The sequence below is a fragment of the Actinoplanes utahensis genome (genome assembly GCF_016862455.1).
Taxonomy (GTDB): Bacteria; Actinomycetota; Actinomycetes; order Mycobacteriales; family Micromonosporaceae; genus Actinoplanes; species Actinoplanes utahensis.
This window is the reverse complement of sequence record NZ_BOMZ01000022.1, coordinates 69,315-91,532: the sequence shown is the minus strand read 5'-3', so window position 1 is coordinate 91,532 and position 22,218 is coordinate 69,315. Positions and strand designations below refer to the sequence as shown.

The 22,218-nt window shown below is 71.6% G+C and carries 23 protein-coding genes and 2 pseudogenes; 15 read left to right on the top strand and 10 right to left on the bottom strand.

What is annotated here, in order from left to right:
* Positions 1-714: pseudogene (locus tag Aut01nite_RS07405) on the bottom strand (hypothetical protein); the annotation flags it as partial.
* A 154-nt stretch (positions 715-868) separates the two neighbouring features.
* On the opposite strand from Aut01nite_RS07405, the pseudogene Aut01nite_RS44760 reads away from it, so the two are divergent.
* Both Aut01nite_RS44760 and Aut01nite_RS07400 read left to right on the top strand, forming a co-directional pair.
* Positions 869-1,210: pseudogene (locus tag Aut01nite_RS44760) on the top strand (helix-turn-helix domain-containing protein); the annotation flags it as partial.
* Between the two features lie 33 nt (positions 1,211-1,243).
* Entirely contained in the window at positions 1,244-2,134 is an 891-nt protein-coding gene (locus Aut01nite_RS07400; protein ID WP_236642895.1) for an AfsR/SARP family transcriptional regulator, read from the top strand.
* On the opposite strand, the gene Aut01nite_RS07395 is transcribed toward Aut01nite_RS07400, so the two are convergent.
* The 3 genes from Aut01nite_RS07395 to Aut01nite_RS07385 are packed head-to-tail and all read right to left on the bottom strand — an operon-like array spanning position 2,095 to position 4,540.
* On the bottom strand, positions 2,095-2,835 hold the full coding sequence (locus Aut01nite_RS07395; protein WP_043528318.1) for an amino acid ABC transporter ATP-binding protein: 741 nt from the start codon (positions 2,833-2,835) through the stop codon (positions 2,095-2,097). The two genes, Aut01nite_RS07400 and Aut01nite_RS07395, sit on opposite strands and share 40 nt — an antisense overlap.
* A complete protein-coding gene (locus tag Aut01nite_RS07390; RefSeq protein WP_043528316.1) occupies positions 2,835-3,677 on the bottom strand; it encodes an amino acid ABC transporter permease in 843 nt (280 codons plus the stop codon). The genes Aut01nite_RS07395 and Aut01nite_RS07390 overlap by 1 nt, the downstream gene beginning before the upstream one ends.
* Positions 3,674-4,540 (bottom strand): ABC transporter substrate-binding protein, encoded by an 867-nt coding sequence (locus Aut01nite_RS07385; protein ID WP_043528315.1) that lies wholly within the window; start codon positions 4,538-4,540, stop codon positions 3,674-3,676. Before Aut01nite_RS07385 ends, Aut01nite_RS07390 begins: the two co-directional genes overlap by 4 nt.
* A 66-nt stretch (positions 4,541-4,606) precedes the next feature.
* Between Aut01nite_RS07385 and Aut01nite_RS07380 the strand changes: the two genes are divergently transcribed.
* The 9 genes from Aut01nite_RS07380 to pheT all read left to right on the top strand — a co-directional run bounded on the left by Aut01nite_RS07380 (position 4,607) and on the right by pheT (position 12,581).
* Positions 4,607-4,870: a phosphoribosyl-ATP diphosphatase gene (locus tag Aut01nite_RS07380; RefSeq protein WP_043528313.1), complete on the top strand. Its 264-nt coding sequence runs from the start codon at positions 4,607-4,609 to the stop codon at positions 4,868-4,870.
* 42 nt (positions 4,871-4,912) lie between these two features.
* The gene (hisG, locus tag Aut01nite_RS07375) at positions 4,913-5,755 is read left to right on the top strand and encodes an ATP phosphoribosyltransferase (RefSeq protein WP_043528311.1); all 843 of its coding nucleotides are present in this window, start codon (positions 4,913-4,915) and stop codon (positions 5,753-5,755) included.
* A complete protein-coding gene (locus tag Aut01nite_RS07370) occupies positions 5,755-6,204 on the top strand; it encodes a PH domain-containing protein (RefSeq protein WP_043528310.1) in 450 nt (149 codons plus the stop codon). The genes hisG and Aut01nite_RS07370 overlap by 1 nt, the downstream gene beginning before the upstream one ends.
* Before the next feature lie 334 nt (positions 6,205-6,538).
* Complete coding sequence (infC, locus tag Aut01nite_RS07365; protein ID WP_043528308.1) at positions 6,539-7,177, top strand: translation initiation factor IF-3; 639 nt, start codon at positions 6,539-6,541, stop codon at positions 7,175-7,177.
* A gap of 57 nt (positions 7,178-7,234) precedes the next feature.
* Positions 7,235-7,429, top strand: a complete 195-nt coding sequence (gene rpmI / locus Aut01nite_RS07360) for a 50S ribosomal protein L35 (protein ID WP_043528306.1) — start codon at positions 7,235-7,237, stop codon at positions 7,427-7,429.
* A gap of 38 nt (positions 7,430-7,467) precedes the next feature.
* On the top strand, positions 7,468-7,860 hold the full coding sequence (gene rplT, locus Aut01nite_RS07355) for a 50S ribosomal protein L20 (protein ID WP_043528305.1): 393 nt from the start codon (positions 7,468-7,470) through the stop codon (positions 7,858-7,860).
* A 72-nt stretch (positions 7,861-7,932) separates the two neighbouring features.
* The gene (locus tag Aut01nite_RS07350; RefSeq protein WP_052164108.1) at positions 7,933-8,706 is read left to right on the top strand and encodes a TrmH family RNA methyltransferase; all 774 of its coding nucleotides are present in this window, start codon (positions 7,933-7,935) and stop codon (positions 8,704-8,706) included.
* Positions 8,707-9,034: 328 nt separating this feature from the next.
* Positions 9,035-10,096, top strand: coding sequence for a phenylalanine--tRNA ligase subunit alpha (locus Aut01nite_RS07345; protein WP_043528302.1), 1,062 nt, complete (start codon positions 9,035-9,037; stop codon positions 10,094-10,096).
* Positions 10,097-10,100: 4 nt separating this feature from the next.
* Positions 10,101-12,581, top strand: coding sequence for a phenylalanine--tRNA ligase subunit beta (gene pheT, locus Aut01nite_RS07340; protein WP_043528300.1), 2,481 nt, complete (start codon positions 10,101-10,103; stop codon positions 12,579-12,581).
* 177 nt (positions 12,582-12,758) lie between these two features.
* Here the strand turns inward: pheT and Aut01nite_RS07335 are convergent, their stop codons facing one another.
* The 6 genes from Aut01nite_RS07335 to Aut01nite_RS07310 all read right to left on the bottom strand — a co-directional run bounded on the left by Aut01nite_RS07335 (position 12,759) and on the right by Aut01nite_RS07310 (position 17,196).
* Positions 12,759-13,499 carry a DUF4253 domain-containing protein gene (locus Aut01nite_RS07335; RefSeq protein ID WP_043528299.1) on the bottom strand — a complete coding sequence of 247 codons (741 nt, stop codon included), beginning with the start codon at positions 13,497-13,499 and terminating at the stop codon, positions 12,759-12,761.
* Positions 13,500-13,509: 10 nt separating this feature from the next.
* Positions 13,510-14,295 (bottom strand): SAM-dependent chlorinase/fluorinase, encoded by a 786-nt coding sequence (locus tag Aut01nite_RS07330; protein WP_043528297.1) that lies wholly within the window; start codon positions 14,293-14,295, stop codon positions 13,510-13,512.
* Between the two features lie 9 nt (positions 14,296-14,304).
* Positions 14,305-14,646 carry a hypothetical protein gene (locus tag Aut01nite_RS07325; protein ID WP_043528295.1) on the bottom strand — a complete coding sequence of 114 codons (342 nt, stop codon included), beginning with the start codon at positions 14,644-14,646 and terminating at the stop codon, positions 14,305-14,307.
* Positions 14,646-15,707: a DUF3616 domain-containing protein gene (locus Aut01nite_RS07320; protein ID WP_043528294.1), complete on the bottom strand. Its 1,062-nt coding sequence runs from the start codon at positions 15,705-15,707 to the stop codon at positions 14,646-14,648. The genes Aut01nite_RS07325 and Aut01nite_RS07320 overlap by 1 nt, the downstream gene beginning before the upstream one ends.
* Positions 15,708-15,979: 272 nt before the next feature.
* Positions 15,980-16,732 carry a GNAT family N-acetyltransferase gene (locus Aut01nite_RS07315; RefSeq protein ID WP_043528292.1) on the bottom strand — a complete coding sequence of 251 codons (753 nt, stop codon included), beginning with the start codon at positions 16,730-16,732 and terminating at the stop codon, positions 15,980-15,982.
* A gap of 242 nt (positions 16,733-16,974) precedes the next feature.
* Positions 16,975-17,196 (bottom strand): helix-turn-helix transcriptional regulator, encoded by a 222-nt coding sequence (locus tag Aut01nite_RS07310; RefSeq protein ID WP_043528291.1) that lies wholly within the window; start codon positions 17,194-17,196, stop codon positions 16,975-16,977.
* A 264-nt stretch (positions 17,197-17,460) separates the two neighbouring features.
* Here Aut01nite_RS07310 and Aut01nite_RS07305 point away from each other — a divergent pair, with 264 nt between their 5' ends.
* The 4 genes from Aut01nite_RS07305 to Aut01nite_RS07290 are packed head-to-tail and all read left to right on the top strand — an operon-like array spanning position 17,461 to position 22,215.
* On the top strand, positions 17,461-17,676 hold the full coding sequence (locus Aut01nite_RS07305) for a hypothetical protein (protein WP_043528289.1): 216 nt from the start codon (positions 17,461-17,463) through the stop codon (positions 17,674-17,676).
* Positions 17,673-18,770, top strand: coding sequence for an ATP-binding protein (locus Aut01nite_RS07300; RefSeq protein ID WP_173476711.1), 1,098 nt, complete (start codon positions 17,673-17,675; stop codon positions 18,768-18,770). The genes Aut01nite_RS07305 and Aut01nite_RS07300 overlap by 4 nt, the downstream gene beginning before the upstream one ends.
* Positions 18,767-21,103 carry a DUF5682 family protein gene (locus Aut01nite_RS07295; protein WP_052164106.1) on the top strand — a complete coding sequence of 779 codons (2,337 nt, stop codon included), beginning with the start codon at positions 18,767-18,769 and terminating at the stop codon, positions 21,101-21,103. Before Aut01nite_RS07300 ends, Aut01nite_RS07295 begins: the two co-directional genes overlap by 4 nt.
* Positions 21,100-22,215: a VWA domain-containing protein gene (locus Aut01nite_RS07290; RefSeq protein WP_043528285.1), complete on the top strand. Its 1,116-nt coding sequence runs from the start codon at positions 21,100-21,102 to the stop codon at positions 22,213-22,215. Before Aut01nite_RS07295 ends, Aut01nite_RS07290 begins: the two co-directional genes overlap by 4 nt.
* The last annotated feature ends 3 nt before the right edge of the window (positions 22,216-22,218 follow it).

Sequence of the window (22,218 nt, the reverse complement as noted above, 5' to 3'; positions counted from 1 at the left end):
TCCGGCGATGTTGGGGTTGGCGTCGACGCGGGTGGCGTTGGTCTCCCACACGCCGGCGGCGTCACGGGACCGGGCGTAGACGGTGCCGTGCGGATCCGGTTCCACGGGAGCCGCGTCGTCGACGATGTTGACGTAACGGCGTGCGGCGTACTGGGACGTCGCATGACCCGCCAGAATCGAATCCGAGAACGACGCTCCGGTGACCTTCTTCATCGGGGTGCCACCGAAGCTGTAGTACCAGAAGCTGGTCTTGGCCGCGTTCTCCCACCCGCCGAAGAGGATCGCGTGGTAGGGGTAGCCCGAGTCGTTGTTCACCACGTCGTTGAGAAGATCGCCGGGCAGCAGCTGATTGCGGGTGATGGCCTTCGTGATCGTCGTGTTCATCAGGCCCTGGGTGTTCGGGTCCGCATTGAGATGCCAGGCCATGTCGACCAGGCCCGAGCAGTCCCGGCGGTAGTTCCGGTCGCTGGTGGCGCCCGAGGTCTTGAGCTCCTGCGAGTAGGTCATGTCCGCGTTGTGGCGGCGGCTGTACCAGGCCTCGGCGCGAGCCAGCACCTCCGAACGTGTGATGGTGCCGCCGGCGACGCTCGCCGCCGCGGCCGGCGGGGCGGTCAGCGAGGCGTCGACGACGACCGTTCCCGCTGTTACCGAAAGTGCGACGGCGAATGCGGCGAAGGTTCGCCGCGAAAGGGAGAGGGTGCGGGCGGACGTCATGCTCGGCTCCTTGACAGGGTGCGGGAGTGGAGATACCCGGCATCACCGGTGACGATTTTCACAGGATCTATCCGGGCCAGGGATCCGCTTAAGGCAATGACTGTCACCAATGTGACAAAGCTGTCTTACCGGCGGTTCCGATAGACCCTGCGGGATGGTTCCCGCAACCCCTATCGGCTGCTTCCTTGGATGCCAGAAGCTTGAAGCAGGGGTCTGTCAGGGGGCTGTAGGGGTGATTCCCGTACTCTTCCCGTACCTGATCGCGGCTAGGATCATCGATATGCCGAGGGGTGCAGAATTGAGAAATCAGCGGCCTTCCAGAGGTGCCTTGGGGGCCTTGTTGCGCGATTCCAGAAGGCGTCTGGGGTTCAGTCAGCGAGAACTTTCCGTACAGGCAGGCGTCAGTCTGGGAATGCTGCGAGACCTGGAGCAGGGAAGAAGTTGCCAGCCGCACAAGCGATCGCTGGTTTTGATTTCAAAAGCGCTTGACATTGACGTTCGTGAACTGTTTGCAGCGGGTGAGTCGCTTGTGGGGAGTCCACCGGACCCGGCTGCCGGCCCGGTTTCCGGTCCGGCTTCCGGCACGCTGAGGATCGCTCTGCTCGGCCCGCTCGAGGTCACCCGCGGATCCGCTCGCGTACGCCTCGGGTCCGTGCGCCGCCGGCTGCTCCTGGCCCGGCTGGCCCTGACGCCCAACGTTCCCGTCGGCCGGGAGGAGCTCCTCGACCTGCTCTGGGGCCGAGCGGCGCCCGCCGCCATGAGCCTGCTGCACACGCAGGTCAGCCGGCTCCGGCGGATCTTCGGGACCGGCCCGCGGGACCCGCAGCAGATCACCCTGGAACCGGGGGGATACCGCCTCGGTGTCGAGCAGGAGCACCTCGACCTGCTCGAATTCCGGGGGCGCATCGCCCTCGGGCGGCGGCTCACGGGCGCCGACCCGCAGCGCGCCTTCCAGGCGTACTTCGAGGCCCAGGGGATGTTCCGCAGCGGCAGGCCGGCCGAGGACCTGCTCGAACTGCGGGAGGATCCGCTGGTCACCGTCGTCCTCGACGAGACGGTCGACGCCGCGGTCGAACTGGCCGACCTCGGCGAGATCCTCGACCGGCAGCCGGAGGTCCTGCCGATCCTGCGCCGCCTCACCGCCCAGCACCCGTGGCACGAGGCCCTGCACGCTCGGCTGATCAGCGCGCTGGCCACCACCGGGCAGCAGGCGCCCGCCCTGGAGGCGTACGAGCGGATCCGGTCACGTCTCGCCGAGGAACTGGGCATCGACCCCGGGCCGGAACTCACCGAAGCCCGGCAGGCGGTGCTCGAGCAGCGTTCGCGGGCGCCGCACCGGACGCCGGGCGCCGGCGCCCCGAGGCTCGGCGCCCGGCGCGATCAGAGCCGGCCGGCCTCGATGATGCGGGCCAGGAACTGACGGGTCCGCGCCTCGACGGGGTCGCCGAGCACCTGCTCCGGTGGCCCCTGCTCGAGGACACGCCCGCCGTCCAGGAACGCGACCCGGTCGGCGACCTGCTTGGCGAACCCCATCTCGTGGGTGGCCAGCACCATCGTCACGCCCTCGCCCTTGAGGTCACGGATCATGGTGAGCACCTCACCGACGAGTTCCGGGTCGAGCGCCGAGGTGACCTCGTCGAGCAGCAGCAGGCGCGGGCTGTTGACCAGGGCACGAACGATGGCGGCCCGCTGCTGCTGACCGCCGGAGAGCCGGTCCGGATAAGAGCCCGCCTTGTCGGCGAGCCCGACCCGCTCCAGCCACTGCCGTGCCTGCGCCTCGGCCTCCTTCGCGGGCCTCCGGTGTACGCGTACCGGCGCGAGCGTGATGTTCTCCAGCACCGTCATGTGCGGGAACAGGTTGTAGGACTGGAAGACCAGGCCGATGCGACGGCGTACCGCATCGGGGTCGATCCGGGGATCGGAGATCTCCTCCCCGTCCAGATGGATGGTGCCGTCGTCGATCTCGGTGAGCAGATTGACGCACCGCAACAGGGTCGACTTGCCCGAGCCGGACGCCCCGATCAGCGCCACCACCTCGTGCTCGGCGACACCCAGGTCCAGGCCGTCGAGGATGACCTGGTCGCCGAACGCCTTCCGGACGTCCTTGATCTCGAGAAGCATCAGGTCCCCGCGTTCTGCCGCCGGGCCGCCCGCAGCGTCACCCCGTCGGTGACCGCGATCAGCGGCAGAGCCAACAACACGAACAACACCCCCGCGACGATGTACGGGGTGAAGTCGGCGTCCTGGGCCACCCCGATCTGGGCCGCCCGGATCGCGTCGATCGGACCGGCCAGGGAGATCAGGCCGACGTCCTTCTGCAGCGCCACGGTGTCGTTGAGCAGCGGCGGAGCGACCCGGCGGACCGCCTGCGGCAGCACCACGTGGCGCATCGCCTGCCGGTAGGTGAGGCCGAGCGAGCGGGCCGCCGCGATCTGGCTGGGGTGCACCGACTCGATGCCGGCCCGGAACACCTCGGCCAGGTAGGCGCCGTAGGTGACGACCAGGGCGGCGGCGCCCAGCACCAGCACGTCCGGGGTGCCCTGCAGCCGGAGGCCGGGGACACCGAACGCGAACAGGTAGATCACGATGATCAGCGGGAGGCCGCGGAACGAGTAGGTGTATCCGGTGGCCAGCGCCCGTACCGGGAAGAAGACCGGCCCGCGCAGGGTGCGCAGCACCGCCACGAGCAGGCCCAGCGCCATCGCGCAGGTGGCGCAGACCACCAGCAGCTTCACGTTGAGCCACAGGCCCTCGAGGATCTGCGGCAGGTACTTGCGGGCCGTGTCGAGGTCGAAGAACGACTCCTTGACCCGTTCCCAGCCGGGCGCCCCGGTGATGGCGACGGCGAGCAGGGTGCCGACGGCCGCGGTCGACGCGGCGGCCAGCAGAACGGAACGGATCGCCCGTCCGCGACGGTAGGCGATCCGTTCCCGTTGCCTGGTGCTGATCTGGTGGGTCGTCACTTGAGTTCGGGGGCTCCGGCGGAGTCGGCGAGCCAGGTCTTCTCCAGCACGGCGAGCGAGCCGTCCTGGCGGAGCCGGTCGACCACCGTGCTGACGCAGCCGGTCAGCGGCGAGCTCTTGTCGAGCACGATGCCGAACTGCTCGGGCACGCCGACCTGCGGCAGCTGGCCGACGATGACCCCGTCCTTCAGCTCGGCGCCGGTCATGTAGAACGCGGTCGGCAGGTCCACCACGATGCCGTCGACGGTCCCGTTCTCCAGGGCCTTCTTGGCATCGTCGTTGTTGTTGAACACGGCCGGGTCGCCGCTCGGCTCGATCAGTTCGGTGATCGCCTGGTAGCTGGTGGTGCCGACCTGGGCGCCGAGCTTGGCGCTCTTCAGGTCGGCGAGCGACTTCGCGCCGGCGATCTTCGAGCCCTTGGTGGTGATCACGGTCTGGCGCACCAGGTAGTACGGCGAGGAGAAGTCCACCGCCGCCTTGCGCTCCTCGGTGATCGAGAACTGGTTGACGTCGATGTCGAACGCCTTGGGTCCCGGCGCGATCGCGTTGTTGAACGTCACGGTCGTCCAGACCACGTCGGCCTTCCGGTAGCCGAGGCGCTCGGCGACCTGGTAGGCCACCGCGGACTCGAAGCCCTTGCCGTTGTCCGGCTTGTTGTCGCTGAACCACGGCTCGTAGGCGGGATTGTCGGTGCCGATGGTGAGCTTGCCCGCGGTCTTCGTGGGCAGGGAGGCCGGATCGCAGGTGACGGAGGAGGGGGAGACGGCCGGGGAGTTCTTCTCCTCGACCGGCGAGCATGCCGTGAGGGCGGCGAGCAGGAGGGCCGCGCCGCCGGCGGCCGCGGGGGTGAGTCGGCTGACCATGCATGAGATCCCACGCTCTGGGGGCGTTCGTCGTCAAGCCGTGATGAGCTGCCACAATCGGTCCTCGTGAAGACGTTCGAAGAACTGTTTGCCGAGTTGCAAAGCAAGGCGGCGGACAAGACACCCGGTTCGGGCACCGTCGAGGCGCTCGAACGCGGAGTCCACTTCATCGGCAAGAAGGTCGTCGAGGAGGCGGCCGAGTCGTGGATGGCCGCCGAGCACGAGGGGCCGGAACGCGCTGCCGAGGAGATCTCCCAGCTGCTCTACCAGGCGCAGGTCCTGATGATCGCCACCGGACTGGAGCTCAAGGACGTGTACCGACATCTGTGACGAGTGTCCCGACACCCGTTCACTGATCTCAAGGAGCACGTCATGTTGCGTATCGCCATTCCGAACAAGGGCACCCTCTCCGCGCCGGCGTCACAGATGTTGCGGGACGCGGGGTACCGCCAGCGCACCGACCCCAAAGATCTGATCTGCCGTGACGAAGACAACAACGTCGAGTTCTTCTACCTGCGGCCGCGTGACATCGCCACCTACGTCGGCACCGGCGACCTCGACCTCGGCATCACCGGCCGGGATCTGCTCGTCGACTCCGGCGTGCCGGCCACCGAGCTGCTCGACCTGAACTTCGGCGGCGCCACCTTCCGCTGGGCGGCCCCGGCGGGCACGCTGACCGGCGCCGGGGAGATCGGTGGCCGCCGGATCGCCACCGCCTACCCCGGTGTGGTCGCCCGCTACCTGGCCGACAACGACCTGAAGGCGGACGTGGTCCGGCTCGACGGCGCGGTGGAGAACGCGGTCCGGCTCGGTGTCGCCGACCTGATCGCCGACGTCGTGGAGACCGGCGCGACGCTGCGCCAGGCCGGCCTCGTCACCATCGGCGACCCGATCATGCGGTCCTCGGCGATCCTCATCGGGCGCTCCGAGGAGGCGCCGGCCGGAGCCGCCCAGCTGCTGCGGCGTCTGCAGGGTGTGCTGGTGGCACGCAACTTCGTGATGCTGGCGTACGACGTCCGCGCCGACCTGCTGGACCAGGCCACCGGCCTCACCCCCGGCATCGAGTCGCCGACGGTCTCCCCGCTGCACCGCGAGGGCTGGGTCGCCGTCCAGGCGATGGTCCAGCGCCGTGACGTGCACCGGATCATGGACGAGCTGTACGACCTGGGCGCCCGGGCGATCCTGGTCACCGACATCGCGAACTGCAGGCTCTGATGACCGCCGTCCTCTATCGCCCGAAGCGGATCCGCTGGGTGGCCGTGCCGGCCGCGGTCGCGGTGGCGATCTTCTTCACCGTGATCAGCTTCGGCCTGACCGGGTCGGCCGGCTTCCAGAACTCGAAGGCCACCTTCCAGCGCGGCGACCAGCTCGCCATGATCGGGCTGGGTGTGCTGCTCGGCCTGGGCATCCTGGCGTTCTGCCGGCCCCGGGTCACCGCCGACGCCGAGGCCGTGCACGTGCGCAACGTGATCGGCGGCTACGACCTGCCGTGGGGGGTGGTGCGCGCGGTGCGGTTCGACCGGAACTCGGCGTGGGCCCATCTGGAGCTGCACGACGACGAGCAGGTGCCGATCCACGCGCTCCAGGCGGTCGACAAGGACTATGCGGTGGACGGGGTGCGTACCCTGCGAGCCCTGCATGCGGAGGCTGCCGCAGGTAGCTGATAGGATGGCGGGCAGTCGACCACGCCTCCGCATTGCTCTCGATCTCAGAGGGCGCAGCGGGGGCGCGAAAGAGGAGCCCGCTGGTTCCCACCCGAGTCACCTCAGTGGCCGGGTCCGGTCTCCCGGCCAGGGAATATCCCTGGCTCGGTGTGCGTCCTCCATGGGGCGCCGATGACCGGTCGTAGCGGGCCCTGGCTTCACGCCGGGGCCTTCTGCTTTCCCGGTGTCCCGCGGCCAGCGGGACGACTCGGGGCCGACCGCCATTGGCAGCGCCCGCCCCACACGGGCGGGCGAGGAACACAACCGAGGAGGCCCCATTAGCGTCGAACCACGCGTGAACGAACAGATCCGGGCTCGAGAGGTCCGTCTGGTCGGTCCGGAGGGTGAGCAGGTCGGCATCGTGCCGGTCGAGCGTGCCCTTCAGCTGGCCGCGGATGTCGACCTGGACCTGGTCGAGGTTGCTCCGATGGCGCGGCCGCCGGTGTGCAAGCTCATGGACTTCGGCAAGTTCAAGTACGAGAGCGCACTCAAGGCCCGCGAAGCGCGGCGCAACCAGCAGCAGACCGTCATCAAGGAAATGAAGCTGCGGCCGAAGATCGACCCGCACGACTACGAGACCAAAAAGGGTCACGTGGTGCGGTTCCTCAAGGCGGGCGACAAGGTCAAGGTGACGATCATGTTCCGTGGTCGTGAGCAGAGCCGCCCCGAGCTGGGCTTCCGGCTTCTCCGCCGGCTCAGCGAGGAGATCTCGGAGCTGGGCTTCGTCGAGGCCAGCCCGAAGCAGGACGGCCGAAACATGATCATGGTTCTTGCTCCGCACCGGGCCACCAAGGCCGCTGCGGCTGCGACGATCGCCGCGAACGCCCGCCCGCCGCGGGAGCCGCGTGAGGGCGACGTCGCCGAGGCCGAGCCGGTCGAGGCCGAGCCGGCTGAGGCCGCCCCGGTCGAGGCCGCCGAGAACACCGCACAGTAGTCAGCTTTTTCCCCGCGTCCCCCCGGTCGCGGGGAAAAGATCAGAAAGAGGCGTCAAGTGCCGAAGATGAAGAGCCACACCGGCATGGGTAAGCGGGTGAAGGTCACCGGCAAGGGCAAGATCGTGCGCGAGCAGGCCGGTAAGCGTCACCTGCTGGAGCACAAGAGCTCCCACGTGACCCGCCGGATGACCGGCACGGTCGTTGTGGCCAAGGCCGACACCGCGCGAGTGAAGAAGCTTCTGGGCCGCTGACGCGCGCCTGACCGGTTCCCCTGAAGGAGTAACTAGAAATGGCACGCGTCAAGCGGGCGGTAAACGCCCAGAAGAAGCGCCGCACCCTGCTCGAGACCGCGAGCGGCTACCGCGGTCAGCGCTCCCGCCTGTACCGCAAGGCCAAGGAGCAGGTGCTGCACTCGATGCAGTACTCGTACCGCGACCGTCGTGACCGCAAGGGCGACTTCCGCCAGCTGTGGATCACCCGTATCAACGCGGCCGCCCGGTCCAACGGCATGACCTACAACCGCCTCATCCAGGGCCTCAAGCTGGCTGAGGTCGAGGTCGACCGTAAGATCCTGGCGGACCTCGCGGTCAACGACGCGGCTGCCTTCGCGGCCATCGTCGAGGTCGCTCGCGCGGCCGTCGCGGCTGAGGGCACCGGCGGCGCCGCCGCGCAGGCTGCCTGAGCCGAATCCGCGTAGCACGTTTTCAGACGCCTCCCGATCCTCGTGGTCGGGAGGCGTCGTCGTGAGGAGATCATGTTCACGCCCCGTACGCCCCGCATCGTCGCCGCCCGCCGCCTGCAACGCCGGAGGGACCGCGACCAGAGCCGGCGCTTCCTCGCCGAAGGGCCGCAGGCCGTGCGCGAAGCGCTGGCCGCGGGCGCGGTGATCGAACTGTTCGGGACGCCGGCCGCGCTGGACCGGCACGCCGAACTCACCGCGCAGGCGCCGGAGGTGTCCCCGGTCACCGACGAGGCACTCGCCGCGCTCACCGAGACGGTCAGCCCGCAAGGACTGGTCGCCGTCTGCGAACAGGGCGACGTCTCCATCGGTGAAGCGCTCGCCAAGAACCCGCGGCTGATCGCCGTGGTCGCCGAGATCCGGGACCCCGGCAACGCCGGGACGGTGCTGCGCACCGCGGACGCGGCCGGGGCCGGCGCGGTCATCTTCGCCGGCGACGCCGTCGACCCCTACAACGGCAAGTGTGTACGGTCGTCCGCCGGCTCCCTGTTCCACGTGGACGTCGTCCGGGCCCCGCTCAGCGTCGTCGACCTGTTGCAGGACAACGGTCTGCAGGTCCTCGCCACCAGCGGCGCCGGCGAGGACGACGTGGACTCGCTGCTCGACGGCGGGCAGCTCGCCGCCCGTACCGCCTGGCTGTTCGGGTCCGAGGCCCATGGCCTGCCGCACGAGGTGCTGAAGGCCGCGGACCGGCGGGTCCGGGTGCCGATCTACGGCGGAGCCGAGAGCCTCAACCTCGCCGCCGCGGCCGCCGTGTGCCTGTATGCCTCGGCCCGTGCGCAGCGCTGATAGTAAGCTTGGCCGCATGTCAGGTCCCCGGCTCTCGTTTATCCGGCCCGCTGGTCGCGGGCGCCGGAACTGACACTTCTGCGCGTCTCCCCGACCGGCGGGCTGCGGCCCAGCCGCGCCTCCGTAGACTGACGCAGCTGAGTCGGCCCCTCACGGCCATCAGTTGCGACTGGTCCGGCTGTGGTGCCCCGTCGCGGCTCGCGCCGCGCTCGGTGCGCCCAGTGGCGACCAGTCCGACTGTGTCGCCCCTTCGCGGCCCTCGCTGCGCTCGGTGCACTCAGTTGCGAATAGCCGATGGCTAATCCGGTGTTAGGGAGCTCACCCGATCATGTCCTACCGCAACGATCCGTACGATCCGAAGCAGGCCGCCCTGCTCGCGCCGGAGGCTCTGGAAGCCGCCGTCGCCGAGGCCGAGAAGGCGTTCGCACAGGCCGCCGACCTCGACGCGCTCGCGACGCTGAAGTCGGCGCACCTCGGCGACCGCTCCCCGGTGTCGCTGGCCCGCCGGGAGATCGGCTCGCTGCCGCCGGCCGCGAAGTCCGACGCCGGCAAGCGCGTCAACGTCGCCCGGCAGGCCGTGCAGGCCGCCTACGACGCCCGGCAGGCCGAGCTGGAGGCCGACCGGGCCGCCCGCGTCCTGGTCGAGGAGCGCGTCGACGTCACCCTGCCGTGGTCGCGCCGCCCGCGGGGCGCCCGGCACCCGCTGACCACGCTGATGGAGCACATGGGTGACGTGTTCCTCGGCATGGGTTACGACATCGTCGACGGTCCCCAGCTGGAGCTGGAGTGGGCCAACTTCGATGCGCTCAACATCGGCCCGGACAACCCGGTCCGCGGCTCCTCGGACACCTTCTTCGTCGACCTGCCCGGCCTGGTGATGCGCACGCACACCTCGCCCGGCCAGGTGCGCACCATGCTCGACCGGCAGCCGCCGATCCGCATCGTCAGCCCCGGCCGCGCGTACCGCACCGACGAGCTGGACGCCACGCACAGTCCGGTCTTCCACCAGATCGAGGGCCTGGTCATCGACGAGGGCATCACCATGGCCCACCTGCGCGGCACCCTGGACCACTTCGCGAAGGCGATGTTCGGCCCGGACGCGAAGACCCGCTGGCGCCCGCACTACTTCCCGTTCACCGAGCCGTCCGCCGAGTTCGACGTCTGGTTCGCCCAGCACCGGGACGGGCCGCGCTGGGTCGAGTGGGGCGGCTGCGGCATGGTCAACCCGCGGGTGCTGACCGCCTGCGGCATCGACCCGGGGGTCTACTCGGGTTTCGCGTTCGGCATGGGTGTCGAGCGGACCCTGATGTTCCGCAACGGCGTCTCGGACATGCGCGACATGGTCGAGGGCGACGTGCGGTTCACCACGAACTTCGGAATGGAGTCCTGAAGCGATGAAGACGTCACTGTCGTGGCTGCGCGAGTACGTCGAGCTGCCCGCGGGGATCACCGCTTCGGAGCTGGACACGGCGCTGACCAACCTCGGCATGGAGGTCGAGGGCATCGTCGACCAGGCCGGGACGATCCTCGGTGACCTGGTCGTCGGCCGGGTGCTGACGATCGAGGAGCTGACCGGGTTCAAGAAGCCGATCCGCTTCTGCACGGTCGACGTGGGCAACTCCCAGCCGCAGGAGATCGTGTGCGGCGCCCGCAACTTCGCCGAGGGCGATCTCGTCGTGGTCATCCTGCCCGGCGGCGAGCTGCCCGGCGGATTCAAGATCGGTGCGCGGAAGACGTACGGCCGCAACTCGCACGGCATGATCTGCTCGGGCGCCGAGCTGGGCCTGTCCGGCGACCACTCCGGCATCGTCGTGCTGCCCGCCGACACGGCCGCCGCGCCCGGCGCCGACGCCCGCCCGGTCGTCGGCCTGGACGACGTGCTGGTCGAGGTCGAGGTCACGCCGGACCGCGGTTACGAGATGAGCGTCCGCGGCATCGCGCGGGAACTGGCCACGTACTTCGGCGTGCCGTTCACCGACCCGGCGGCGATCGCCGTCGAGAAGGCCACGGCGGAGGCTCCGTACGCCGTCTCCGTGGAGGACACCGCCGGCTGTGACCGGTTCGCCGCCCGCGTCGTGCGCGGCATCGACCCGAACGCGCAGTCTCCCGACTGGATGCAGCGGCGGCTGATCCAGGCCGGCATCCGCGCCATCTCGCTGCCGGTCGACATCACCAACTACCTGATGCTCGAATTCGGCCAGCCGATGCACGTCTTCGACCTGGACCGGCTCAACGGCGGCCTGGTGGTGCGCCGGGCCCGGGCCGGGGAGAAACTGACCACCCTGGACGGTGTCGCCCGCTCGCTCGACGCCGAGGACATGGTGATCTGCGACGAGACCGGGCCGATCTCGCTCGCCGCCGTGATGGGCGGCGAGACCAGCGAGTGGCAGGAGGGCACGGTGAACGTGCTCCTCGAAGCCGCCCACTGGGACCCGATCATGGTGGGCCGCACCGCCCGCCGCCACAGACTGTTCAGCGAGGCCGCGAAGCGGTGGGAACGCGGTGTCGACCCGGCGCTGCCGCTCGCCGCCCTGCGCAAGGCGGTGGACATCCTCGTCGAGCACGCCGGCGGTGACGTCGACGAGCGGATCCTCGACATCGACCACGTGGCCGGCCCGGTCGCGCTCACCCTGCCCGGGGACGCGCCGGCCAAGCTGATCGGCCTGCCGTACACCGCGGCGCAGACCGCCGACCTGCTGCGCAAGATCGGCTGCGAGGTCACCGGCGAGGACGTGCTCAGTGTCCTCCCGCCGACCTGGCGGCCCGACCTGGTGGCGCCGATCGACCTGATCGAGGAGGTGGCGCGGCTCGGCGGTTACAACGAGATCCCGAGCGTGCTGCCGCCCGCCGGAGCCAGCCGTGGGCTCACCCCCGCGCAGAAGCGGCGCCGGTCGGTGGGCCGGGCGCTCGCCGAGAACGGGTACGTCGAGGTGCTGTCCTACCCGTTCGTCTCGCCCGGCACCGCCGACGCCCTCGGCCTGCCCCCGGCGGACCCGCGGCGCAGCGCGGTGCGGCTCACCAACCCGCTGTCGGAGGAGGAGCCGCTGCTGCGCACCACGCTGCTCGGCCCGCTGCTCGGCACCCTCAAACGCAACATCGGCCGCGGCCGGCGCGACGTGGCGCTCTTCGAGGCGGGCACGGTCTTCCTGCCGCACCTGACCTCGACCGCCCCGCCGTCGCTGGTGGTGGACCGCCGCCCGACGAACGCCGAATGGGCGGCCGCCAACGCGATCGTCCCGGAGCAGCCGTGGCACCTGGCCGTGGTGCTGGCCGGCGACATCGAACCGGCCGGCTGGTGGGGCCAGGGACGTGCCGCGACGTGGGCGGACGCCATCGAGGCGGCGCGCGTCGCGGTCTCCGCCGCGGGCGTCTCCGAGGACCGCGTCACGGTACGGGCCACCGAACACGCCCCGTGGCACCCGGGCCGGTGCGCGGCGATCCTGGTCGACGGCGAGGTCGTCGGTCACGCCGGCGAGCTGCACCCCGCCGTGCTGGCCGCCCTCGAACTGCCGAAGCGCACCGCGGCCGCCGAGATCGACCTGGACGCCCTGCCGGACGCCCCGGTCGTCGACGCGCCGAAGATCTCCACCTTCCCGCCCGCCCTGCTCGACGTGGCCCTCGTGCTGGACGGCACGGTCCCGGCCGCCGAGGTGCAGGCGGCGCTGGCCGAGGGTGCGGGCGACCTGCTGGAGTCGGTGGCGCTCTTCGACGTCTACGAGTCGTCGCAGCTGGGGGAGGGGAAGCGGTCGCTGGCGTACAAGCTGACGTTCCGCGCCCCGGACCGCACCCTCACCTCCGAGGAGACCCTGGCCGCCCGCGACGCCGCGGTCGCCGTCACGGCCTCCCGTTTCGGCGCCACCCTGCGCGGCGCCTGACAAGCCGGCTCTGACGAGGCCGGGCTGGTGGGAAGCCATCGGCCCGGCCTCGTTCCGTGGGCGCGACGATGTCTTCGCCCGACTCGCCGGGGGCCGCCGCCCGAGCCCGCCGTCGCGCACGAGCTGAGGGACGGCCGGATCTCCCGCTGGACCGCTCCGAACTGAGACGCCGCCGGGTCAGTCCCACCAGAACGTCCAGCCGGGTGCGCCGAGGATCTGCTCGACGTAGGCGTCCATGGAGCCCGCGCCCTGCCAGATGTTGTCGGGGCAGAAGGCGAGATGCTCGGCGGCGACCGCCCGCGCGTGTTCCTCGCCGGTCGGCGGGGCGGCGACGCTCACATACAGCGTGTCGAAGCCGACCGCGACGACCCGGGCGCCGAACCGCTCCTCCCAGCTGCGCAGCACGCAGGAGATCTTCGCGGTGTCGTTCTCGTGGTTCATCGGGCCGGTCCAACCGGCCGCGGCCAGCGCGTCCGCGCCCCGGGCCGCCGGAACCAGACCCAGCCGGGGCAGGGTGAGAACGCCGAGGTCGAGAATCATGTCGGCGGTCTCGTCGGCGTCCGCGTCCGGATCGGTGGCCGGCTCGCCGCCGGGGGCGAGGCCGGGCCACTCCTCCTGCTCCACGCCTTTCCACCAGGCGGCGAGGACCGCGCCGGGATCGTGGTCACCGGGCCCGGTGCGGATCAGGCAGGGATCCAGATCGCCGTCCTCGGACCACGGCCGGCCGGGATCGCTGTCGGAGAGGCTGCCCAGCAGGAGTGGCCACAACCCGGTGCGCGCGTGCTGCGCCCGCAGGGCCCGCCACCAGCCCTGCCGCGGCGTGGCGTCACTGATCCACAGCAGATCCTGAACCGGCTGCCAGGACGAGCCGGTGGGGTCGGTCGAAAGGTGCGGGGCGGTGCCGGTGAGTCGGGTCATGCCCGGGAGGCTAGACCGGGGGTACGACGATTTCGACGCTCGCGCCCGGCAGCGGATCACCGAAGAGCCGGGCCGCGCTGCCGCCCCGGGACAGCAGCTCGTAGAACGTCCGATCGCCGCTCCCGTCGCCGCGCGGCCAGCCGGAACTGCCGGGCGCGAACGACATCGTCCCCGCCGGCACCTCGAAGACCCCGTCGCTGACCGTGGCCGCCACGCTGACCTCGCCGATCCGCACCCCGACCGTCGTGCCGGCCGGCGCCGGCGCGTGGTCCCACGTCGTCTTGATGTTGCCGTACCCGTCGATGTAGCCGACCGCCTGCTTCGGTGGCGGCCCGACCGTCAGCTCCTCGCCGAGCAGCGAGTCGTCACCGCGGGCGAGGGCGGCGAGCGCGGCCGGGAAGACGTCGCGGGAGCGGAACTGGGATCCTCGGTCGGCCACCTCGACGGCGCGGACCGGCACACCCTCGGCGGCCAGGAACGACAGGCTGGATCCGGACGCCACGCCGACGACCAGGACGCCGGAGTCCAGCCGGGCGGCGGCGAGACGTTCCCCGGCGTTGTCGGCGCGCGGGTCGTCGAGGTCCTGGCGGGGCGCTACGTTGGCGTACACGATCCGGTCGGAAGGCCCCTCGCCGAAGGCGAGCTGAGCCACGCAGAACCCCGCGCCGACCGTGTCGAAGGCGGCCACCGGGACCGTGGTGATCGCCGCTTCCGGAAGCAGCAGGGCGAGCCGTTGGCAGACCTCGGCGAAGGCCAGGTCGCCGGTGCCGTAATCGGCGACGACGGTGACGAGCATGCCCGCAGACTACGGTCCTTTCGTCCCCGGTTCAGCTGTTCTGCGTAGGAGTCGGCGTCCGTGTGGCCGCTCGGCCGGCTCGACCGTGGCGCAGCCGGAGGTGATCAGCCGCCAGTCCCCGGCGGCGAGCGCGGCGTCGATGCGGCGGCGTACCTCCGCGATCCTGTCCGGCTCGGTGGCGACGAGGACCCGCAGCCGAAGTGCCTCCCCGGCCTGCTCGGCAGTGGTGTGGTGCGGCGGCTCATGGTCACCGTGACCGCCGAGCGCGGCGGTGATCGCCGCGCCGGGCGCGTCCGGATCCTCTCCGCTCGCGAGGGCGACGGTCGCCTGATGCGCGTAGATCTGCCGCATCAGGGCAGCTTGAGAACGTCGGCGACGACCGCCCCGTCCGGTTCGAGCCGGAGCGGGGCGGGACTGTCGTAGACGACCAGCACCCGGTCCGGGCCCATCAGGCTCAGCCCTTCGGCGTGATCGTCGCCCTCGCCGTAGGTCAGCTCCAGCTCACGGCTGATCAGATCGTTCCGCACGATCGTCGGCACCTCCACCCGGCCCGCGCCGTGCCAGCGGTAGATGCGCACCGGCCCGTCCAGGTCCATCGTCGGCCCGGCGAGCACCAGCAGGTCGTCACCGTCCGGGCAGAGGTCCCGGACACCCAGCCCATCAAGATCGAGAACATGTTTGCGGTACGGCTGACCGTCGGGGAACCGGTGCAGCCGCAGTCGTCCCGGGTCGGTGGCGAGAACGTACGGCCGAAGCTCCAGAACGAACGCCCACCCGCGCAGAACCGGCCCCCGCAAGCCCAGGAAGACCCGGTCGCCGCGCACCGCGATGCCCTCGATGTCGAGGCCGTTGTCCTTGCCCGGAATGGGCAGGAACGGCGCCAGATGCTCGTCGTCGCGCAGCAGCCGCCGCAGGTCGTCGCGGACGCTCAGCGCCGCGGCCCGGTGCCGGACCCCGTCCGCCTCCAGCTCACGCACCGGCGTGGGGACGCCGCCCACGTCGGCGATCGGCAGCCGGACCAGGATCTGCCGGTTGGCCTGCCCCTCGATCCGGGCCAGCCGGCGCAGTGCCTTCTGCCCCTCGTGCCGGTCCTTGATCTGCTTGCGGCGCAGGCTGTGCGACCCGATCGCCCAGAGGAAGTGCCCGGCCCGGGCCAGGCCCTCCACGTCCGCCTCCTCGTCGGCGTCGTGGCCGGGCAGGGTGACGAAATCGGCCAGCCGGAACCGCGTCTCCGCCCCGAACTCGGTGGGCCGATCCACGTCGTCGGCGAGCAGCCGCTCGATGGTCGCGCTCTCGTCGCCGGCGATCCACAGCACCCGGCCGTCGTGCCGGATCGCGGAGAGATTGGTGTGGGTGGCGGCGGCCTGCGACTCGTCGGAGAAACGCAGTCGCACCGTGTAGTCGACCGTCATGGCGTCATCGTCGCACCACCGCGCATCAGCGCAGGTCGCACATCGGGTCTTCGTTGGATGACCTTTCGGGTCCTCCGCCCCGAACCGCCTTCCCCGTCCCGGTCTTCCGCGTTTCCCGGCTTCACCTGAAGCGGCTCAGCCGTCCCGGTCTTCCGCGTTTCCCGGCTTCGCCTGAAGCGGCTCAGCCGTCCCGGTTCTCCGCGTTTCCCGGCTTCGCCTGTAGCGGCTCTGCCCGCCCCGGCGGCCGTGGCGGGGGCGGGCAGAGCCGGCGGTCAGTTCTTCGAGATGTAGAGACGGTGGCCCGCCGGGACGTAGCCGATCCGCTCGTACACCCGCCACGAGTCGCCGCCGCTCGCCTCCAGCCAGGCGAAGTCCACACCCCGATCGAAGGCTCTGCGGGTGATCTCCGCGGTGAACGCCGCGGCCAGGCCACGCCGCCGGAACGGCTCGCGCACGCCGATGCCGGCGACCTCGCACAGCGCGTCGCTCGGCGGCGTGGCCTGCCCGCCGCCCGCGCATTCACCGCTCGCGGTGAACGCGGCGATCGCGATGCCACCGCGTTCCTGACTGCGGCGGAGCCGGATGACGTCCGCCTCGCTCGCCTCCCACAGCGCGCCGAAGGCCTCGGCGGTGGCGGCGGACAGTGCGGCCCGCTGCGGGTCCGTCGTGGGCTCGGTCAGCGACAGCCCTTCCGGTACGGGTGGCACGGTCAGCGTCTGCGGTGTGCAGACCAGGTACCGATGCCGGACCTCGACGGTGAAGCCGGCTCCGAGCAGCAGCTCCTCCAGCTCGGGAGTGGTGCTGACGACGTATTCCAGGCGTGGTTTGCGGCCGGCCCCGGTGAACGCGCCGATCAGGGCGTCGACATCGGCCGCCGTGATCGGGACGTCCGGGATCGGGGTGGCGTAGTTGACGAAGGGACTTGCGGTGTCCGGGTCGAAACCGGCCACGAACGGGCCGATCTCCACTGCCTTCGGGCGGGTGCGGAGGGTGGACACGACGGAGCGCTGGATGCGCAGATCCATGGTGAGGTAAGCCTTTTCGAGAGTGAAGAGCGTCTGCGGGAAACGGCATGCCGAACCGAGGGCATGCGGGTGACACGGGCCGCCGCAGGCGGAGAGATGCTCAGCGGCGGCCGGGAGGCCAGGCCGTGATCATTGGCTTCACTCTTTCGAGAACTCAGGTGTGGGCGACCTCGTGGGCGAGATCGCCCGAGAAGGCTGTCACGAAGCGGGTGGGCCGCGCAAGACGGATTCCGCGCCGGATGTCACCCCCCGTCCGCCGGCGGACGGGGCTCCAGCCGGATGCGACGGGCGTCGAGCCAGGCCTCGATCTCGTCGGCCAGCCAGATCTTGCCCTGCGCCAGGTCGGCGACGGGTTGCGGGAAGTCCGCGCGTTTGGCCAGTTGATAGACGCGCTGGCGGCTGATCAGGCCGATCCGTGCGCGGACCTCGTGCGCGCCGAGCAGGCGGAGTGAAGGCGTTTCCATGCACGCGACTATAGACGCAGGACTAGGTGGTTCGCCTGATCGGCGCGCACCCGTGCGGGTGGTGGGGGCCGGCCGGCGGGCGACGCCGGCGCGGGCCGGCCGCCTGCACGGCCCGCGCCGACGCCCCCACTCTCGTCCATCGCGGACGGGATGTCCATGCCCGTCGATGCCTGAGGGCGCATGGCCCGGCTGGGCCGGAATTCTGTCGGGGGGTGTCGCTATGGTTCTGCCCGTCGATGCAACGGCGAGTCTGGAGAGTGGCCGGTGACCGAGGCGCGAGGCTTCGCCATCCCCCGAGGCTGGAGGCGGTTCGCGGCCGGCGACGTCGAGATGTTCGGCGACCAGACGCTCCGCGCCGTCCACGTGGCCCCCGCGGAGGCGTGCCACCGGCTCCGCGATGATCATGACGATCGCATCCGTGAGCTCGACCCGATCACCGCGGCGAAGGCGCTGCGCGAACTATCCGAGGTGCTCCCGTGACCGTTGCCACCACCCACGTCCAGCGACCGCCGGCCGAGGTGCGCTATGCCGACGAGCTGGCCCGTCTGCGGGCCGCCGACGACGCGCCGACCCCGCCGGGCTGGGCGCTCAGCCTGCGGGCCGCCCGCGCGTTCATCGTCGGCGACGACAAGATCGGGATCAGCCGCAAGTTCGTCGGCGACCCGTCACTCATCGACCGGGCCCTCGTCAGCCTGGCCACCAGCCGGGGCCTGCTGCTGGTCGGCGAGCCGGGCACCGCGAAATCTCTGCTCTCCGAGCTGCTCGCGGCCGCGGTCAGCGGTGACTCGACCCTGACCATCCAGGGCGGCGCGGCCACCACCGAGGACCAGATCAAGTATTCGTGGAACTACGCCCTGCTCGTCGCCGAGGGCCCGTCCGAGCGGTCCCTGGTGCCGGCGCCGCTGCTGCGCGGCATGGCCCACGGCAAGGTGGTCCGGTTCGAGGAGATCACCCGCTGCCCCCTCGAGGTGCAGGACTGCCTGCTCTCCCCGCTCTCCGACCGGGTCCTCGCGGTTCCCGAGCTGCCCGGCGACGCCGGGATGGTGTTCGCCCGGGAAGGCTTCAACATCATCGCCACGGCGAACACCCGGGACCGCGGCGTCAACGACATGAGCTCGGCGCTGAAACGGCGGTTCAACTTCGAGACGGTCTTCCCGATCGCCGACTTCGACACCGAGCTGGCGCTGGTCGAGGCGGAGGCGGGCGCGCTGCTGCGGCGCTCCGGGGTGACCGCCCCACCGCGGCGGGACGTCCTCGAGGTGCTGGTCACCGCCTTCCGGGAGCTGCGGACCGGGCGGACCACCCGCGGCGACGAGATGGACAAGCTGTCCGCGGTGATGAGCACCGCCGAGGCGGTCGCCGTCGCGCACGCCGTCGGGCTGCGCGGCTGGTTCCTGAACGGGTCCGCCGGCACCACCACCGACCTGGTCTCCTGCCTCGCCGGGACGGCCGCCAAGGACAGCCCGGAGGACCTTGCGAAACTGCGCCGCTACCTGGAGCAGCACACCTCCTGGCGGACCGGCCCGCAATGGCGGGAGCTGCGGGACGCCCGCCGGGAACTGCCCGGCGGATGAACCTCACCGTCATCGGGGTCCGGCACCACAGCCCCGCCTGCGCCCGCCTGGTCGGCTCGACGATCACCGCGCTGCGGCCGGCCTTCGTCCTGATCGAGGGTCCCGCCGACATGAACGAGCGGATCGGCGAGCTGCTGCTCGGGCACGACCTGCCGGTGGCGGTCTTCACCAGCTACCTCGACGAGCACCGGCGACACGGATCGTGGTCGCCGTTCTGCGACTACTCACCGGAGTGGCAGGCGCTGCTGGCCGGCCGGGAGTGCGGGGCGCAACTGCGCTTCATCGACCTGCCGGCCTGGCACGAGGCGTTCGCCGACCGCGACAACCGGTACGCCGACGCCGAACTGCGCTACGCCGAGGCGGTCGGCCGGCTGTGCGCCGAGTTCGGGGTGGACGACAGCGACGCCCTCTGGGACCACGTCATCGAGATGGGCCCGCCCGAGGGGGTCACCGAGCGGCTCACGGCCTACTTCGATCTGATCCGCGGCGACTCGCCGGCCGGGCCCTCGGACACGGCCCGGGAGGCGTACATGGCCGACTGGATCCGCGCCGCCTGCGCCGAGGCGGGCGACCGTCCCGTCGTCGCCGTCGTCGGCGGATTCCACCGGCCCGCCCTGCTCCGCCTGGCCGCCGCCGGCCCGGCCCCGGGGTGGCCCGGCGTCCCGGCCCCACCGGACGGCGCGACCGCCGGCAGCTACCTGGTGCCGTACTCGTTCAAGCGCTTGGACGCCTTCGCCGGCTACCAGTCGGGAATGCCGTCGCCGGACTACTACCAGCGGCTCTGGGAGCGTGGGCCGGAGGCGGCGGCACGTCATCTGGTGACCGCCGTCGCCGGGCGGCTGCGGCGGCGCGGGCAACCGGTCTCCACGGCCGACCTGATCGCCGCCCGGGCCGGGGCGGAGGCGCTCGCCCTGCTGCGCGGGCACACCTTCCCGGCGCGGGTCGACGTGCTCGACGGCCTCGCCTCCGCGCTGGTCAACGAGGCGCTGGACGTGCCGCTGCCGTGGGCGGTGCGCGGGACGGTCACGGCCGGGCAGCATCCGGCGGTGCTGGAGATGACCGCGGCGCTCAGCGGCGACCGGGTCGGCCGGCTGCACCCGGACACCCCGCTGCCGCCGCTGGTCCACGCGGCCACCGCCGAACTCGAACGGTACGGACTCGACGGCCCCGGGGAGCACACCACCGACCTGACCCGGCCGGAGGGCCTCGCCGTCAGCCGGGTCCTGCACCGGCTGCGGGTGCTCGGGGTGCCCGGATTCCGGCGCGACGCCGGCCCGGCGACCGGGATCGACCCGGTGCTGCGCGAGAAATGGACGATCCAGCGGCACGAGCACCGGCTCGCCGCGCTGATCGAGGCCGGCGGTTACGGGCCGACCCTGGAGGTGGCGTCCGCGACCCTCGTCGCGCAGCGCATCGACGAGGCGTCCGGCCGGCTCGGCACGCTCGCCGACGCGCTGTTCGACGCGGCGCTGTGCGGCGTCACCGATCTCGGCGCCGACGTTCCCGCGATGCTCGAACGGGGCGTGGCGGCCGGCAGCGACCTCACCGAGCTGGGCCGGGTCCTGGCGGTCACCCTGGCGCTGTGGCGGCACGACCGGCTGCTCGGGACCGCCGGCAGCGAGGCGCTCGGGGCGGTGGTGGCGGCCGCGGCCCGCCGGATCCTGTGGCTCGCCGAGGGATGGCACGCGGCCGGGTCGCCGGCGGACCGGGCCCGGATCGCGGCGGTCGTCGCGGTGCGCGACGCGGCGCTGCACGCTTCGGCGGCCGGCGTCGACCGTACCGCCGCGGTGGAGGTCGCCGGGCGGATCGCGGCCGACCGCGCCGCGCCGCCGGACCTGCGCGGCGCCTTCTACGGACTCGGCCGCACACTGCTCGGCGACGACGATCCGGCCGGGCTCTTCCCGGCGCCGGAGCAGGTGGTGCGCGGCGCGTTCGCCGCCGGGACGGCAGGTGACTGGCTGGCCGGGCTCTTCGGGGTGGCCCGGGAGCCGGTGCTGGCGCCCGGCGGCATCCTGACCCTGCTCGACGACCTGGTCACCGGGCTCGGGGCGGACGACTTCCTGGTCGCGTTGCCGGCGCTGCGGCAGGCCTTCGAGTACTTCCCGCCACGGGAGCGGGAGACCATCGGCGAGCAGTTGCTGGCCCGGCGCGGGCTGGCCGGTTCCGGACGGGACCTGCTCCGGGCCGGTGCGATGCCACCCGCGATGGTGGCGGCCGGCATGGCCCTGGACGAGGCGGTCGAGTCACGGCTGGCCGCGGCCGGGCTGATCAGCCCGCCCGGGCCGGACGCCGGTGCCGATCGGGTGGCGAGCGGTGTGGGGGAGGACTCGTGACGGACGTCGGCCTGGAACGATGGCGGCTCATCCTGGGCGACCCGGCGGCCGGGTGCCTCGGCGGGCTCGGCGGTGACGCGGCCGGGCGGGACGCGGCGCTGGACTGGCTCTACGGCCGGGACGATGAGCTCGGCCGCCGCGACATCCGCCGGCAGGGCGGCACCGGGCCGTCACAGCTCACCACGGTGGACTGGCTCGACGACATCACCCGGCTGTTCCCGAAGGAGACGGTGGAACGGCTGCAGCGCGACGCCGTCGAGCGCTACCAGATCGACGACATCGTCACCGACCCTGATGTGCTGGAACGCATCGAACCGAACCCGTCGCTGCTGCGAGCCGTGCTCCGCACCAAACACCTGATGAACCCCGAGGTGCTGCGGCTGGCCCGGCGGATCGTCGAGGAGGTCGTCCGGGACCTCGTGCAGCGGCTCTCCACCGAGGTCCGGCAGAGCTTCTCCGGCGCCCGGTCGCGGCGGGCCAGCCGGTTCCGGCAGGCACGTGACTTCGACGCGCGGCGCACGGTCCGGGCCAACCTGGGCAACTACCGGCCGGACGAGCGGCGGATCTACGTGGAGACGCCGTACTTCGCCTCGCGGACCCGGCGACAGCTCACCCAGTGGCAGGTGATCCTGCTGGTGGACCAGTCCGGTTCGATGCTGTCGTCGGTGATCCACTCGGCGGTCACGGCCGCCTGCCTGTGGGGGCTGCCGGGAGTGCGGACCCATCTGATCGCGTTCGACACCGAGGTCGTCGACCTGACCTCCGAGGTCAGCGACCCGGTCGAGGTCCTGATGAAGACCCAGCTCGGCGGTGGCACCGACATCGGGCGGGCGGTCCGGTACGCGGCCCAGATCGTCGAGCAGCCACGCCGCACGATCGTCGCGGTGATCAGTGACTTCTTCGAGGGCGGATCGGAGGCGGGGCTGGTGCGAGCGGTCCGGGAACTCGTCGAACAGGGCAGCATCGTGCTCGGGCTGGCGGCGCTCGACGAGCAGGCCGACCCGGCGTACGACCGGGAGTGCGCGCAGAGACTCGCCGACGTGGGCGCCTGGGTGGGCGCGATGACGCCGGGTGAGCTGGCGTCCTTCGTGGCGGAGCGGGTGGGCCGATGAGCA